This is a genomic window from Mycobacterium intracellulare ATCC 13950 (assembly GCF_000277125.1).
Classification (GTDB): domain Bacteria; phylum Actinomycetota; class Actinomycetes; order Mycobacteriales; family Mycobacteriaceae; genus Mycobacterium; species Mycobacterium intracellulare.
Window position 1 is genome coordinate 844906 of record NC_016946.1, and the last position, 15250, is coordinate 860155.

16 protein-coding genes and 1 riboswitch are annotated in these 15250 nt (G+C 68.6%); of the genes, 9 read left to right on the forward strand and 7 right to left on the reverse strand.

Annotated elements, in window-relative coordinates; translation table 11 throughout:
* The first annotated feature begins 66 nt into the window (after positions 1-66).
* Together OCU_RS29255 and OCU_RS29260 are read left to right on the forward strand one after the other, a co-directional pair.
* On the forward strand, positions 67-483 hold the full coding sequence (locus OCU_RS29255; protein ID WP_009951778.1) for a Zn-ribbon domain-containing OB-fold protein: 417 nt from the start codon (positions 67-69) through the stop codon (positions 481-483).
* Positions 484-498: 15 nt separating this feature from the next.
* The gene (locus tag OCU_RS29260; protein ID WP_009951777.1) at positions 499-1644 is read left to right on the forward strand and encodes a thiolase family protein; all 1146 of its coding nucleotides are present in this window, start codon (positions 499-501) and stop codon (positions 1642-1644) included.
* A 60-nt stretch (positions 1645-1704) separates the two neighbouring features.
* Here the strand turns inward: OCU_RS29260 and OCU_RS29265 are convergent, their stop codons facing one another.
* Complete coding sequence (locus OCU_RS29265; protein ID WP_014379227.1) at positions 1705-3354, reverse strand: DNA repair helicase XPB; 1650 nt, start codon at positions 3352-3354, stop codon at positions 1705-1707.
* A gap of 54 nt (positions 3355-3408) precedes the next feature.
* A complete protein-coding gene (locus OCU_RS29270) occupies positions 3409-5667 on the reverse strand; it encodes a helicase-associated domain-containing protein (protein WP_014379228.1) in 2259 nt (752 codons plus the stop codon).
* A gap of 109 nt (positions 5668-5776) precedes the next feature.
* Between OCU_RS29270 and OCU_RS29275 the strand changes: the two genes are divergently transcribed.
* From OCU_RS29275 to OCU_RS29290, 4 genes are read left to right on the forward strand one after another with little or no spacing between them, the layout of a single operon-like run.
* Positions 5777-5977: a hypothetical protein gene (locus tag OCU_RS29275; protein WP_008253834.1), complete on the forward strand. Its 201-nt coding sequence runs from the start codon at positions 5777-5779 to the stop codon at positions 5975-5977.
* A gap of 8 nt (positions 5978-5985) precedes the next feature.
* Positions 5986-6516 (forward strand): cyclic pyranopterin monophosphate synthase MoaC, encoded by a 531-nt coding sequence (gene moaC, locus OCU_RS29280; RefSeq protein WP_026071397.1) that lies wholly within the window; start codon positions 5986-5988, stop codon positions 6514-6516.
* A complete protein-coding gene (locus OCU_RS29285; protein ID WP_009951770.1) occupies positions 6513-6995 on the forward strand; it encodes a MogA/MoaB family molybdenum cofactor biosynthesis protein in 483 nt (160 codons plus the stop codon). Before moaC ends, OCU_RS29285 begins: the two co-directional genes overlap by 4 nt.
* Positions 6992-7417: a molybdenum cofactor biosynthesis protein MoaE gene (locus tag OCU_RS29290; RefSeq protein WP_008253842.1), complete on the forward strand. Its 426-nt coding sequence runs from the start codon at positions 6992-6994 to the stop codon at positions 7415-7417. Before OCU_RS29285 ends, OCU_RS29290 begins: the two co-directional genes overlap by 4 nt.
* Positions 7418-7517: 100 nt before the next feature.
* On the opposite strand, the gene OCU_RS29295 is transcribed toward OCU_RS29290, so the two are convergent.
* The 4 genes from OCU_RS29295 to OCU_RS29310 all read right to left on the reverse strand — a co-directional run bounded on the left by OCU_RS29295 (position 7518) and on the right by OCU_RS29310 (position 10523).
* Positions 7518-8312: a transglycosylase family protein gene (locus OCU_RS29295; protein WP_014379230.1), complete on the reverse strand. Its 795-nt coding sequence runs from the start codon at positions 8310-8312 to the stop codon at positions 7518-7520.
* 13 nt (positions 8313-8325) lie between these two features.
* Positions 8326-8509: riboswitch (cyclic di-AMP (ydaO/yuaA leader) on the reverse strand.
* Positions 8510-8741: 232 nt separating this feature from the next.
* On the reverse strand, positions 8742-9020 hold the full coding sequence (locus OCU_RS29300) for a MoaD/ThiS family protein (RefSeq protein WP_009957587.1): 279 nt from the start codon (positions 9018-9020) through the stop codon (positions 8742-8744).
* Between the two features lie 4 nt (positions 9021-9024).
* Positions 9025-10119: a GTP 3',8-cyclase MoaA gene (moaA, locus tag OCU_RS29305; RefSeq protein WP_009957586.1), complete on the reverse strand. Its 1095-nt coding sequence runs from the start codon at positions 10117-10119 to the stop codon at positions 9025-9027.
* The gene (locus OCU_RS29310) at positions 10116-10523 is read right to left on the reverse strand and encodes a YccF domain-containing protein (RefSeq protein ID WP_009957585.1); all 408 of its coding nucleotides are present in this window, start codon (positions 10521-10523) and stop codon (positions 10116-10118) included. The genes moaA and OCU_RS29310 overlap by 4 nt, the downstream gene beginning before the upstream one ends.
* Before the next feature lie 165 nt (positions 10524-10688).
* Between OCU_RS29310 and OCU_RS29315 the strand changes: the two genes are divergently transcribed.
* From OCU_RS29315 to OCU_RS29325, 3 genes are all read left to right on the forward strand, one after another.
* A complete protein-coding gene (locus OCU_RS29315) occupies positions 10689-11096 on the forward strand; it encodes a cold-shock protein (RefSeq protein WP_008253852.1) in 408 nt (135 codons plus the stop codon).
* 97 nt (positions 11097-11193) lie between these two features.
* Positions 11194-13146, forward strand: a complete 1953-nt coding sequence (locus OCU_RS29320; RefSeq protein ID WP_014379232.1) for an acyl-CoA dehydrogenase family protein — start codon at positions 11194-11196, stop codon at positions 13144-13146.
* Between the two features lie 15 nt (positions 13147-13161).
* Positions 13162-14166 (forward strand): glutathione S-transferase family protein, encoded by a 1005-nt coding sequence (locus tag OCU_RS29325; RefSeq protein WP_041787167.1) that lies wholly within the window; start codon positions 13162-13164, stop codon positions 14164-14166.
* 127 nt (positions 14167-14293) lie between these two features.
* On the opposite strand, the gene OCU_RS29330 is transcribed toward OCU_RS29325, so the two are convergent.
* Positions 14294-15229, reverse strand: a complete 936-nt coding sequence (locus OCU_RS29330; protein WP_014379234.1) for a hypothetical protein — start codon at positions 15227-15229, stop codon at positions 14294-14296.
* Positions 15230-15250 lie beyond the last annotated feature (21 nt).

The window sequence follows — 15250 nt, forward strand, 5'->3', positions numbered from 1 at the left end:
GGAAAGCTGTTATACGGTTCAGTGAGTTCTGTTGGCGGATTGTCGACGTTCCTGGAGGACCCCCCGATGCAGAAGGCACTTGCCCCCGAGATCTCTACCTGGCCCGATGAGAGCCCGCAGCTCATCGGCAGCCGATGCGGCAGCTGCGAGGCGACCACCTTCCCGGTGCAGCAGTGGTGCCCGCGCTGCAGCGGCGGCGAGATGTCTGACGTGCTGTTGCCCCGGCGCGGAACGCTGGTGGCGTGGACGACCCAGGGCTTTCCCCCTGGAGCCCCTTACATCGGCCCGGCCGGTAAGGACTTCGTGCCCTTCGGAGTGGGACTGGTCCAGCTCGGTGATGTGATCCGCGTCGAAGGCCGCCTGACCGAGAACGACCCGGCCAAGTTGAAGTTCGGCCAGGAAGTCGAACTCACCATGGTGCCGTTCGCCACCGACGACGAGGGCGCCGAAATCATCACCTTCGCGTTCCAGCCCGTCGCCTGAGTCAGGAGGATTGAGATGACCAACGACGTCGCCATCATCGGCGTGGGCCTGCACCCGTTCGGCAGGTTCGAAAAGACGGCGATGCAGATGGGCGCCGAGGCCGTCCAGCTCGCACTCAAAGACGCCGGAGTGGACTGGAAAGACATCCAATTCGGGTTCGGCGGCAGCTACGAGGTCTCCAACCCCGACGCCGTGACCCGCCTGGTCGGCCTGACCGGCATCACGTTCACCAACGTGTTCAACGCCTGCGCCACCGCGGCCAGCGCCATCCAGCAGACCGCCGACACCATCCGGTTGGGCAAGTACGACATCGGCATTGCCATCGGCCTCGACAAGCATCCGCGCGGTGCCTTCACCGACGACCCCGCCAAGCTGGCGCTGCCGCAGTGGTACGCCAACAACGGGCAGTTCGTCACCACCAAGTTCTTCGGCATGAAGGCCAACAAGTACATCCACGACCACAACATCTCCCAGGAGACGCTGGCGCGGGTGGCCAACAAGAACTTCCGCAACGGTGCGCTGAACCCGAATGCCTTCCGGCGCAAGGAGATCTCCGTCGAGGAGATCCTCGCCTCGCCCGCGCTGAACTACCCGTTGACGCAGTACATGTTCTGCGCGCCCGACGAGGGGGCGGCCGCGGTCATCATGTGTCGCGCCGACATGGCCGAGAAGTTCACCGACAAGCCGGTCTATGTGCGCGCCTGCGAGATTCGCACCCGGCGCTTCGGCGCCTACGAGGTGCACGCCACGTCGGCGCCGCTGGACGAGGACGCGTCACCGACCGTGTACGCGGCGAAGGCCGCCTACGAGGCGGCCGGCATCGGACCCGAAGACGTCGACGTCGCGCAGTTGCAGGACACCGACGCCGGCGCCGAGGTGATCCACATGGCCGAGACCGGATTGTGCGCGGACGGCGAACAGGAGAAGCTGCTGGCCGACGGCGCCACCGAGATCCACGGCTCGATTCCCGTCAACACCGACGGCGGGCTGATCGCCAACGGCGAGCCGATCGGCGCGTCGGGGCTGCGGCAGATGCACGAACTGGTGCGCCAGTTGCGCGGCGAGGCGGGGGAGCGTCAGGTCCCCGGCGATCCGCGCGTCGGCCTGGCCCAGGTGTACGGCGCGCCCGGCACCGCCTCGGCGACCATCCTGTCTCGGTAGCGCCGCCAGACACAAAAGCCCCCGAAACAACGGAGTTTCGGGGGCTTTTGCGTTCGCTCGCTAGATGGCCGGACCCAGGAGGTCGTCGGCGTCGCGGATGATGTAGCCGTAACCCTGCTCGGCCAGGAAACGCTGCCGGTGGGCGGCGTATTCGGCGTCCAGGCTGTCGCGCGCCACCACGGAATAGAAGATGGCGCCGCCGCCGTCGGCCTTGGGCCGCAGCAACCGGCCCAGCCGCTGCGCCTCTTCCTGGCGCGAGCCGAAGGTTCCCGAAACCTGCACGGCCACCGCGGCTTCCGGCAAGTCGATGGAGAAGTTGGCGACCTTGGACACCACCAGCGTGTTCACCTCGCCGCGGCGGAAGCCGTCGAACAGCTCCTCGCGTTCCTTGGTCCGCGTGGAGCCTTGGATCACCGGGGCGCCCAGCTCGGCGCCCAGCTCGTCGAGCTGATCGAGGTACGCGCCGATCACCAGGGTCTGCTCACCCGGATGCTTCGCCAGAATCGATTTGACCACAGCGATTTTGGTGTGAACCGTCGAGCACAGCTTGTAGCGCTCTTCGGGCTCGGCGGTGGCGTACATCATCCGCTCGTTGTCGGTCATGGTGACCCGCACCTCGACGCACTCCGCCGGCGCGATCCACCCCTGCGCCTCGATGTCCTTCCACGGCGCGTCATAGCGTTTCGGGCCGATCAGGGAGAACACGTCGCCCTCGCGGCCGTCCTCGCGGACCAGCGTGGCGGTCAGCCCCAGACGCCGCTTGGATTGCAGATCGGCGGTCATCCGAAACACCGGCGCCGGCAACAAGTGGACCTCGTCGTAGATGATCAGCCCCCAGTCGCGGCTGTCGAAGAGCTCGAGGTGGCGGTACTCGCCCTTGGTGCGGCGAGTGATCATCTGGTACGTCGAGATGGTCACCGGCCGAATTTCCTTGCGCTCACCGGAGTATTCGCCGATCTCGTCCTCGGTGAGCGAGGTGCGGGCGATCAGCTCACGCTTCCACTGCCGCGCCGCGACGATGTTGGTGACCAAAATCAGCGTTGTCGCACCGGCTTTCGCCATCGCGGCGGCCCCCACCAACGTCTTGCCGGCGCCGCAGGGAAGCACCACCACGCCGGAGCCACCCGACCAGAACGAGTCGGTGGCCATCTGCTGGTAGTCGCGCAGGTGCCAGCCGTCCTGGGCCAGGCTGATCGGATGCGCCTCGCCGTCGACGTAGCCAGCGAGATCCTCTGCGGGCCAACCGATCTTGAGTAGCATTTGCTTGACCCGGCCGCGCTCGCTGGGGTGAACGATGACCGTGTCGTCGTCGATCCGGGCGCCGAGCATCGGGGCGATCTTCTTGTTGCGCAGCACTTCCTCGAGCACCGCGCGGTCCAGGCTCACCAGCGTCAGGCCGTGCGCCGGGTTTTTCACCAGCTGTAAGCGGCCGTAGCGGGCCATGGTGTCGACGATGTCGACCAGCAGCGGCTGCGGCACCGCGTAGCGGGAGAAGGAGACCAGCGCGTCGACGACCTGTTCGGCGTCGTGCCCGGCGGCGCGGGCGTTCCACAGTGCCAGCGGTGTGATGCGGTAGGTGTGCACGTGCTCGGGTGCGCGTTCCAGCTCGGCGAACGGCGCGATCGCGGCCCGCGCCGCGCCGGCCTGTTCGTGCTCCACCTCGAGCAGCACCGTCTTGTCTGACTGCACGATCAACGGTCCGTCAGACATAGATGGCGCCACTCCTCATCGCTTCGCCCTGCATAAGCTCCGGCATGCCGTCCATTATCGGCCCGAGCCCGACACCACCGACGTGATGCGGTGGATGGCGAAGTCGCGCAGCCTGCCCGATGCCGAATCAAAGGCCACCAGCTGACCGCCCCGGACGGTGATCGGCGACACGACGCGCTGGGTGGCCACGCCGGCCGCGTCTAGATAACCGATCACCAGGGTGTCTTGTTCCCGGGCGGCGCGCTGCAACAGCGTCATGGTGGCCGCCGGATCGACGCGAACATTGCCGAACGGTGCGGCGGTGACCTTGCGCAGCACCGCGACCACCGCGTGGAGGCTGTCGCTGTTGGGACGGCGCAGCGGGCGATAGGGACGGCGTTGTTGCGGTGTGGCCACCCGGGCGCCCCGGGGCCGGACGTCGACGATGGCGCCGGTCGAGTCTTCGGCCGCCGGAGCGAAGCCCGCGGCTCGCAGCGCGGCGAGCACCTCGCCGATCGGCGCCGGCGACACCGCCACCGTGGGGGCCAGGGCGCGCAACTGCACCTCTTCGGTCGCGGGAGCGGCCACGGCCTGGGCCAGCAGCGCCGGATCCTCGCACCGCACGAACGACGCGGCCATGCCGATCCGCAGCTGCCCGTGCCTGCGCGCGACGTCGTCGATGAGATAGGTAAGCCCTTGGGGCACCGGCGTTTTGGAGTGCTTGGCGAACAGGGCGTGCATCCAGTCGCTGGTCTTACCGACGTCGAGCGCATGCCGGATCGACTGCTCGCTGACGCGGTACACCATCGCCGTGCCCGCCGATTCGACGGTGGCCACGGTGGCGAGTTGCTCGGCCAGGTCGCGCTGCAGCGGACCCGGCACGACAACCGTCAGGTCCGCCTGCACCAGGAAGTGATCGACCGGTTCGGGCAGCGCCCTGGTCATGGCGTCGATCGCGGCCTGCGGATCTTTGTCCTCGTCCAGCAGCGCCCGGCCGGGCGTGCTGATCGCCCCGCGCCCCACCAGCCCCATGGCGTGGCCTTCGGCGAGCAGATCCCCGACGGGCCCCGGCTGTAACCGCTTGGCCCACCGCGGACGCCGCCAGATCAGCGCGGCCGATGCTTCCGCCGCGTCGACGCCGGCCCCGGGCGGGAGCCCGGACAGCATGCCGAGCAACAGGCGGCGGTCCAGCGGCGCGGCGGTGGAATACAGGGCATCGGTAAGGGCCCCATAAGGTTTGGCGTCGGGACCGCGCGTGCCGATCAGCGCCGGCCGGCTGGGCAGGTCGAGCCAGCTGCTGGCCAACAGGTGCCAACGCTCGGCGGCGGACAGCGCGGCGAACCGATCGGTGGCGACCGTCGGCGCCCAGTACGGTGCCTCGCCGGCGGCCGGTTCGGGGTCGGGCATGCCGCTGGCGATCAACCCGGCCGCGGCGGCGACTTCGAGGATCAAACCCAGCCGTGACTCGTCGATCCCGGTCACCTTGCTCAGCCGCTTGGCGTCCCGGATTCCCAGGCCCCCGCTGCGCAGCTCGGAAACCGGTGCGGCGGAAAGCGTTTCGAGCAGAACGTCGAGCTCCCGCAGCAGGTCGATGGCGGCTCCGGCGGCCGTCGCGTCGACGTCGTCGGCGGTGGTGGTCGACACCACCGGGTTCGGCGCGGTCAGTTGCATCGGGCCGGGCCGCTCGCCGCGCAGCACCTGTCCCACGTGGCGGGGCAGGATCACGGTCTCGGCGTCGATGCGCCGCAACAGGCCCATGGCCAGCAGCTGGGGCACCGGGCGGTCCACCGCCGCGCCCGGCGCCGCGTCGCGGGTGCGGCCCATCGGGGAGCCTTCGAGGAGTTTCTCCAGCACCTCGAGCTGCGCCCGGTCGAGGTCGTCGATCAGGGCCGCGATCTGCTCGGCGTCGCGCGAGGTGTCCTCGAGCATGACCTGCCCCGGATGCCACGGCATTCCCGTCCCGGCGTCGGGGGCGACCCGCAGCGCGGTCTCGCCCCAGACCAGGACGCGTTGCCGGAGGTCGTCGACCGCGTCGAGGACGTCGCCTTCGGGGGCGCGATCACCGATCAGCGCCAGCAGCTTCGCGGTCGGCACCGGTTCCGCGTCGGCCCGCAGCACCAGCAGCGCGTCGAGCACCGCCAGCCGCAGGAAGTCGAGGTCGTCGGTGGCGGCCTTGATCGACTGGCGGGCCTGGGCTCGGGCCGCCAGTGCGGCGATGCTGCCGGGCGGGGGCTGGGCGAGGTCCGGCCGCAATTCCAGCAGCCGGATCAGGCGCTCATCGGACAACTCGGCCAGCCACGACCCCAGCGGGATATCCGGGGTGTTGTCGGTCATCGCTGACCAGCGTAAAGCAGGTCGTGGATGCCGAGCAGATCGCGAAGGGGCGGCGCGAACCTACGGTCTTGCGCCACGCGCTCCTGGGTCACCTGTCAGAATGGACCTCGTGGCTGACACTGCTGAGGGCAAAGCTCGCAAAACCAAGTATGTCGACAACGGCTGGCCGACGACGGACCCCGACGACCACGCGGTCAGTGAACTCGTCACCGACCGGACGGGTGCGCTGTCGCCCTTCGGCGAGCTGACGTTCCCGCTGCCCTCCACCGAGCTGCCCTACCTGCACCCGGTCACCGTCGTCAATCGGTAGGTCTTTCCATGGCTAGGGCCTCTGAGGCCTCGAAAGCCTCGGCGACCTGGGCGTCGGGAGAATCCCGCTCGGGTGCGCTGTCACACGTGGACGACCAGGGGGCGGCCCACATGGTCGACGTCAGCGAGAAGGTAGCCACCAAGCGGACCGCCGTCGCCGCGGGCGCCCTGCGCACATCGGCACACGTGGTGGAGCTGATCTCGACCGGGGGCCTGCCCAAGGGCGACGCGCTTGCCACCGCCCGGGTAGCGGGTATCCAAGCGGCGAAGCGCACCAGCGAGCTCATCCCGCTCTGCCATCAGCTGGCGCTGACCGGGGTCGACATCGACTTCGACGTGGCGGAGTCGGACATCGAGATCACCGCGACGGTGCGCAGCACCGACCGCACGGGGGTGGAGATGGAAGCGCTGAGCGCCGTCAGCGTCGCGGCCCTGACGCTCTACGACATGATCAAAGCGGTCGACCCGGCCGCGCGGATCGATGACATTCGAGTCCTGCGCAAGGAAGGCGGCAAAACCGGAATGTGGACGCGGTCATGAGCACCCGATCGGCCCGCGTCATCATCGCCTCGACCCGGGCGTCGGCCGGACAGTACGAAGACCGATGCGGGCCGATCATCACCGAATGGCTGACCCAGCGGGGCTTTTCGGCCGGGGAGCCGGAGGTGGTCGCCGACGGGTCGCCGGTCGGTGATGCGCTGCGCAACGCGATCGATGACGACGTCGACGTCATCCTCACCTCCGGCGGCACCGGCATCTCACCCAGTGACAGCACCCCGGACCAGACCGTGGCCGTCATCGATTACCTCATCCCCGGCCTGGCGGAGGCGATCCGCCAGTCGGGCCTGCCCAAGGTGCCGACGTCGGTGTTGTCCCGCAGCGTGTGCGGGGTGGCCGGACGGACCCTGATCGTCAACCTGCCGGGTTCACCCGGTGGGGTGCGCGACGGGCTCGGGGTGCTCGCCGACGTGCTCGACCACGCGCTCGATCAACTCGCCGGTAAAGACCATCAGCGATGACGCTGGTCGTGCGCGCAGCCATGACCGAGCAGCCGATTCTTCTGGCTGAGCACGAAGAGCTGGTGGGCCATCAGTCGGCGGGGGCCATCGTCGGGTTCGTCGGCATGATCCGCGACCACGACGTGGGGCGCCGGGTGGTGCGGCTGGAGTACTCGGCGCACCCCTCGGCCGCCCAGGTCATGGCCGACGTGGTTGCCGATGTGGCGGCGCAGTCCAGCGGCGTCCGCGCCGTCGCCGCCAGCCACCGCGTCGGTGTGCTGCACATCGGAGAGGCGGCATTGGTCGCGGCCGTCGCCGCCGACCATCGCCAGGCGGCGTTCACCACCTGTGCGCGACTCGTCGACACCATCAAGGCGCGGCTACCGGTGTGGAAGCACCAGTTCTTCGCCGACGGCACCGAGGAGTGGGTGGGCTCGGCCTGACGCCGTAGCCAGCTGAGTCCGGGAGTTGGTGCGCCGTGCCCAACACGCCCCGAACAGGAGGGTTTTCGGGGCGTGCGGGGAATCTGGTGGCGCTAGAGCCTCAGGCGTTGGGCGACGGCTGCGCCAGGGCGTCCAGCGCGTCGTTCCCCTGAACATCCTGTGCCCGAATCGCTTCCCACAGCTGCTGGGTGTAGCTGGCGTCGGAGGCGAGCTCCGGCATGCCGACCGGGACGAAACCGTGGAAGTCCGCGTCCGCTACAGGTGCGGGCGGCATCGCGTCGGCGGGCGGGGCGGGGGGCAGATCGGCCGGGGGAGCGGCGTCCGCGGGGGGAGCGGGCGGCAGCTCCTCGGGGGGCGCCGGCAGGTCTGCGGGCGGAGCCTCCGGCGGTGCCGGACGGTCGAAGGAGGCCAGCTGTACTGGAGCGGGCGGCGGGGCGTCCTGCGGCGGAGCGTCGGGCGCCGGGGCGCCGTTGACGCCGGGCGCATCCAGCGGGGCGTCCAGGCCGGCCGGGGCGGGCACTTCGCGCGGGCTGGGACCCGACAGCGGGCCGCCGCAGACGGGCCATGCGCCGCGGCCCTGGGTCGCCAGCACCCGCTCGGCGACGGCGATCTGCTGTTCCTTGGTCGCAAGCTCGGCCGACGGGGCGTATTGGCCGCCACCGTGCGAGGACCACGTGCTGGCGCTGAATTGCACCCCGCCGTGGTAGCCGTTGCCGGTATTGATGGCCCAGTTGCCGCCGGACTCGCAACGGGCTACCTGGTCCCATTCGCCGTCGGTGGCGGCGGCCGCCTGGCCGGCTAGGGCGATACTGCCGCCACCGAGCACTGCGCCGGTAAAGGCGATCTTGGCGACGTTGACACTGGATGCGGTGGGCTTACGGTGACGTCCGCTCATGCGCGCCGATGTATTCCTCTCTCGTCACGCGCCTGCGAGGTCAGCTGTCGGGTTCGGGTTGGAGAGGCCACCCGGCCGGCGCGGCCGTCGAGGACGACGCCGGCTTCACCCCTAGGGGCCGCGAACGGCCCCAGTCCGATCACGGTGGACCGGTGGGTCCCCCGTCTCCATCCATGAGTTGGTGGCCCCCGCCTATTGGATGGAGCTCGGCGCGATAGGGAGGGGAGGTCCGCCAATCGGGATGGCTGGCGAGCCTTCGGAGACCGTAACGGTTTCTGTTGGTCTCGTCACGTGTCGCGAAACCTGGCGTTTCGCTCTCGGTCATCCGCGAAAACCGCAGCAACACACGGTGTTTGCGCAGGTCATTACACTCGAGATTGGAGCGTGACCGCGCCGTTATCGTTCCGTTATGTGAGATGTTTCACAGTTTCAGCCGCCGGAAAACGGCGGCAAGACATCGATCGTGTCACCGGATCGCAACGCGGTGGTCTCGTCGCGCACGGCGACCCCGTCGCACAGGTACGAGCATCGGCTCAAGACGGTGGCAAGGCGTGATCCGCGCGCGGCCAGCCGCTCGACCAGCTCGCCGACAGTGGTGCCGGGGCGCACCACCAGCGTCTCGGCTTCGACGCCCGCGGCCGCCTGGGCGGCCGCGAAGTAGCGCACCGTCACTCCGATGCCGGTCTCCTGGGCGGGGGACTGCCCCATGGGGCTAGCCACCGATCGCGCTCATCGGGCGGTCGGGCTGGATGAAGTTCGGGTCGTTGATGCCGTGGCCGGCGGGCTTGCCCCACATCGCGGTGCGCCACGCCGCCTCGATCGCCTCGTCGGGTGCGCCGTTGCGCAGCAGCGCCCGAAGGTCCGTCTCTTCCTTGGCGAACAGGCAGCTGCGGATCTGGCCGTCGGCCGTCAACCGGGTGCGGTCACACGTCGAGCAAAACGCGTGCGAGACCGACGCGATAACACCCACCTTGCCGGCCGGCGTGCCGGGTCCCTCGTCGACCAGCCACAGCTCGGCGGGAGCGGATCCCCGCGGCGCCGGGTCCGGTCGCAGCCGGAAATGCGGGCGCAGCGCGGCCAGCACGTCCTCGGCGCTCAACGCCGCGTCGCGCCGCCATTGGTGCCCGGCGTCGAGCGGCATCTGCTCGATGACACGTAACTGGTAGCCGTGCTCGAGGCAGAACCGCAACAGGTCCACCACGTCCTCGCGTCCCGTCGCGGGGTCGAGCACGGCGTTCACCTTCACCGGCGCCAGGCCGGCCTCGTGGGCGGCGGCCAGCCCGGCCAGCACGTCGTCGAGCCGATCACGGCGGGTGATGGCCGCGAAATGCTGCCGATCCACGCTGTCCAGCGAGACGTTGACGCGGTCCAGGCCCGCCCGGGCGAGCCCGGCGGCCCGCCGTGCCAGCCCGACGCCGTTGGTCGTCAGGGAGATCTCGGGGCGGGGCCGTAGCCCGGCCGCCGCGGCGATCACCTCTTCGAGGTGGCGCGCCAGCAACGGCTCACCGCCGGTGAACCGAACGTTGGTGACCCCCAGCCGGGTGACCGCGATGTCCATCAGCCTGGCCAGCTCGCCGGCAGTCAGCAGCTGCTCGCCCGGCAACCAGTCCAGGCCCTCGGCGGGCATGCAGTAGGTGCAGCGCAGGTTGCAGCGATCGGTGAGCGAGATCCGCAGATCCGTGGCGACCCGCCCGTAGGTGTCCACCAGTGGGCCCGCGGACGGCGCCGTCCCAGCAACGGCACGCCCGCCGGCCGGGCCGTCAGGGCGGCTCCGCACCGTCGGGAAACCCAACGCCGTCAGGGTCATGCGGCCACCGGCGGCGCGTAATGAACCGGCGAGTCGACGGGAACGATCTCCTTGCCCAGCGGCATCAGCGACACCGGAATCAGTTTGAGATTGGCCAGCGCCAGCGGAATGCCGACGATCGTCAGCGCCATCGTCACCGCACTGACCAGATGACCGATCGCGAGCCAGAGCCCGAACAGCACCACCCAGATGATGTTTCCGATCAAGGCGCCCGACCCCGAGGTCGGCTTGTCGACGATCGTGCGGCCGAACGGCCACAGCGCGTACGAGGCGATGCGCAGCGACGCGAAGCCGAACGGGATGGTGATGATCAGCAGAAAGCTGACGAGCGCCGCGACGAGGTATCCGGCGGCCATCCATAGGCCGCCGAACAGAAGCCAGATGATGTTCAGGATCAGGCGCATATCACCTCCGCGGGTAATACCAAGCGTACCGAGTGGCCAATAACGGGGGTGCTCGTTAGGGCCGCATCCGAGTAGGATCAGACTCTTAATACGGCGTCCTGCGCAGGCGGGACGCTTATTGTGTTGCCTATTTCTATTGATCCGTAAGACAAGCAGGTGAGACCAGTGCCGACCGGCAAGGTTAAGTGGTACGACGCTGACAAGGGCTTCGGCTTCCTGTCGCAAGAGGACGGCGAAGACGTCTACGTCCGCTCGTCGGCGCTGCCCGCTGGGGTCGAGGGGCTCAAGGCGGGCCAGCGGGTGGAATTCGGTATCGCTTCGGGACGGCGCGGACCGCAGGCGTTGAGCCTCAAGCTGATTGAGCCGCCGCCCAGCCTGACCAAGGCGCGGCGCGACGCGCCCGCCGAACACAAGCACAACCCCGACGAACTGCACGGCATGGTCGAGGACATGATCACGCTGCTGGAGAGCACCGTGCAGCCCGAGCTGCGCAAGGGTCGCTACCCGGACCGCAAGACCGCGCGCCGGGTGTCCGAGGTCGTCAAGGCCGTGGCGCGGGAGCTCGACGCCTAACGCGCGAAACGCAGCCAATTCGCAGGCGACGGCTCGGTGGCGAGCCGCAGATGGGGTACTCCACACCCCATGACGGTCGTCTAGCAAGGAGGCTGCGATGGCACAGCAAGCGCAGGTCACCGAGGAACAGGCGAGAGCGCTCGCCGAGGAGTCTCGCGAAACAGGTTGGGATAAACCGTCCTTCGCGAAAGAACTATTTCTCGGTCGTTTTCCGCTGGAGCTGATACACCCGTTCCCCACCCCCGCGGAAGCCGACGAGACCCGCACCCGCGCGTTTCTCGACAGCGTGCGCGAATTCCTGGAGACCGTCGATGGCAGCGTCATCGAACGCGACGCCCAAATTCCCGACGAGTACGTGAAGGGTTTGGCCGACCTGGGCTGCTTCGGGATGAAGATTCCCACCGAATACGGCGGCCTGGGGATGTCGCAGGTCGCCTACAACCGGGCGCTGATGATGGTGACGAGCGTTCATCCCAGTCTGGGCGCACTGCTGTCGGCCCATCAATCCATCGGGGTGCCCGAGCCGCTCAAACTCGCCGGGACCCCGGAGCAGAAAGAGAAGTTTTTGCCGCGCTGCGCCGCCGGCGCCATATCGGCGTTTTTGCTGACCGAACCCGACGTCGGCTCCGATCCCGCCCGATTGGCGTCGACGGCGACCCCCATCGACGACGGGCAGGCCTACGAGCTCGACGGCGTGAAGCTGTGGACTACCAACGGCGTGGTCGCCGAACTGCTGGTGATCATGGCGCGGGTGCCGAAGAGCGAAGGGCGCCGCGGCGGCATCAGCGCCTTCGTCGTCGAGGCCGATTCGCCCGGAATCACCGTGGAGCGGCGCAACAAATTCATGGGCCTGCGCGGCATCGAAAACGGCGTGACCCGGATGCACCGCGTTCGGGTCCCGCGCGAAAACCTGATCGGCTCCGAGGGAGACGGTTTGAAGATCGCGTTGACCACGCTCAACGCCGGACGGTTGTCGATCCCCGCGAGCGCGACGGGCTCGTCGAAGTGGGCGTTGAAGATCGCGCGCGAATGGTCCGGCGAGCGTGTGCAGTGGGGCAAGCCGCTGGCCGAGCACGAAGCGGTGGCCCGCAAGCTCTCGTTCATCGCCGCGACCGTCTATGCGCTCGACGCCGTGCTCGAGCTGTCCGCGCAGATGGCCGACGAAGGGCGCAACGACATCCGGATCGAGGCGGCGCTGGCCAAGCTGTGGTCCAGCGAGATGGCCTGCGTGATCGCCGACGAGGTCATGCAGATCCGGGGCGGGCGGGGCTACGAAACCGCGGAGTCTCTGGCCGCACGCGGCGAACGCGCCGTGCCCGTCGAGCAGGCGTTGCGGGACCTGCGGATCAACCGCATCTTCGAGGGTTCCAGCGAGATCATGAGGTTGCTCATCGCGCGCGAGGCGGTCGACGCGCACCTTGCCGCGGCCGGCGACCTCGCCAAGCCCGACACGGGGTTGCGGCAGAAGGCCGCCGCGGCGGTCGGTGCGAGCGGATTCTATGCAAAGTGGTTGCCGCAGTTGGTGTTCGGTGAAGGACAGCGGCCGCGGGCCTACCACGAGTTCGGTCCGCTGGCGGCGCACCTGCGGTTCATCGAACGCTCCAGCCGCAAGCTCGCACGAAACACCTTCTATGGCATGGCGCGCTGGCAGGCCAAGCTGGAGCAGCGGCAGGGGTTCCTCGGGCGCGTCGTCGACATCGGTGCCGAGCTGTTCGCGATGTCCGCGGCGTGCGTGCACGCGGAGTCGCAACGCGCCGCCGATCCGGTGGTGGGGCAACAGGCCTACGAGCTGGCCGAGGCGTTCTGCGCCCAGGCGACCGTGCGGGTGGAGGCGCTGTTTCGCGGGTTGTGGGACAACACCGACGCAAGCGATGTGCAGCTGACGCGCAACCTGCTGCAGGGCCGGTACGGCTGGCTCGAGGCCGGGATCATCGATCAGTCCGAGGGCACCGGGCCGTGGATCGCCCACTGGGAAGAGGGTGAGTCGACCGAGGCCAATCTGGCCCGGCGGTTCTCATCCGGCGACCGTTCGGCAACGAGTCCGCGTTGAGCCACGATGGAACACATGGCTTCCTACATCGCCCAAGAAGGCGAGTTCAATCGCGACACCGACTACATCACCACCCGCATCACCGCCGATGGCCGTGACGGCTACCCGGTCGAGCCCGATCGGTACCGGCTCGTCGTGGCGCGCGCGTGCCCGTGGGCCAACCGCGCCATCATCGTCCGCCGGTTGTTGGGCCTCGAAGGCGTTCTCTCCATTGGCTTTTGCGGCCCGACGCACGACGAGCGCAGTTGGACGTTCGATCTCGATCCCGGTGGTGTGGACCCGGTCTTGAAGATCCCGCGGCTGCAGGACGCCTACTTCAAGCGGTTCCCCGATTACCCCAAGGGCATCACGGTTCCCGCGATCGTCGATGTGCCGAGTGGGGCGGTGGTCACCAACGACTTCGCGCAGATGACGTTGGACCTGTCGACGGAGTGGTCGGCCTTTCATCGCGACGGCGCGCCCGAGCTCTACCCGGAGCGGCTACGCGCGGAGATCGACGAGGTCAACAAGCGGGTCTACACCGAAATCAACAACGGCGTATACCGGTGCGGCTTCGCCGGCTCGCAGGAGGCCTACGAGTCCGCCTACGACCGGCTGTTCGCCGCGCTGGATTGGGTGAGCGATCGGCTGGGCGGCCAGCGCTATCTGGTGGGCGACACCATCACCGAGGCCGACGTGCGGTTGTTCACCACGTTGGTCCGCTTCGACCCGGTGTATCACGGGCATTTCAAGTGCAATCGCAGCAAATTGAGCGAGATGCCGGTGCTGTGGGCTTACGCGCGCGACCTGTTCCAGACGCCGGGTTTCGGGGACACCGTCGACTTCGTCCAGATCAAGCAGCACTACTACATCGTCCACGCCGACATCAACCCCACCCGCATCGTGCCCAAGGGTCCCGACCTGTCCGGGTGGCTATCGCCGCACGGGCGAGAGAGCTTGGGCGGCAAGCCCTTCGGGGAGGGGACGCCCCCGGGTCCGCCCGTCGAAGGCGAACGGGTACCGCCCGGCCACGGTGCGTGACCCACCCCCTACCGCCGAGCGTGGCCCACCCCCTACCGCCGAACGTGGACCACCCCCTACCGCCGAACGTGGCCCACCCCCTACCGCCGAACGTGGCCCACCCCCTACCGCCGAGCGTGGCCCACCCCTACCGCCGAACGTGGAGTTGTGGCGGGAAATCACGGCGTTTTGGCCCAACAAGTCCACGCTCGGCGGCTGAGACCGGGCAACCCGCCGCGACCAAAGCGCCGCGGGCGCGCTCCACGACGACGTACGGCCGGTACCGCAGCATCTCGGCGCTCACCCGGATGATTGACCAGCCCTGGGCTTCGAGTTCTGCCAGGCGATCGATGTCTCGGGCCCGCTGCGCCGGGTCGGTCCAGTGATGCGCGCCGTCGAATTCCACACCGGCCTTCCATTCCTCCCAGCCCATATCGATGCGCGCCAGCACCGCGCCCCATTCGTTGAGCACTTCGATCTGGGTTTGTGGCCGCGGCAATCCGCTGCCGGCGAGTAGTAACCGGGTCCTCGTCTCGTACGGCGATTCAGCGCCCCCGTCGACCATGGTCAGAGCAGTTCGCAACTGCACCAGGCCGCGGGCGCCACGATGGCGGTCGGCCAGCAGTTCGACGTCGGCTGGCTTCAAGTCTGTTGCATGCATGAGGGCATCGAGCCGAATCACCGCTGTGGTCAAGCCCTTTCGCCTACCAAGGTCGAACGCCGTGCGCGCCGGCGTGGTCAGGCGCATCCCGTCGCGCGTGCATATTTCGTCGTCGTCCAAGGTGTCGCTGTGCACGATGATGCCCCGTGCTTTGTCGCGGCCGGCACGGTTGAGCTCGGCCGGCAGCCAGTCGTCGATCCACTTGGTGCGGTGTAGCGCCGCCGCGGATAGCCCCGCCAGCGTTGCGGTCCTTCCAGACCACAGCCAGGCGGCGACCGCTCGGGTCACCGGCGTCAACATTTGTCCACGGCGGATGTAGACGTTGCGATGAACCATCTCGAATTCGGTTCGCAATCGGTGCCGAGTAATAACTCCAGCGGCCAGTGCGTCGGTGCCTCGAAATGGCCAGTCCGGGATTTCCATGGGGACACGGTGCCGGTCGGC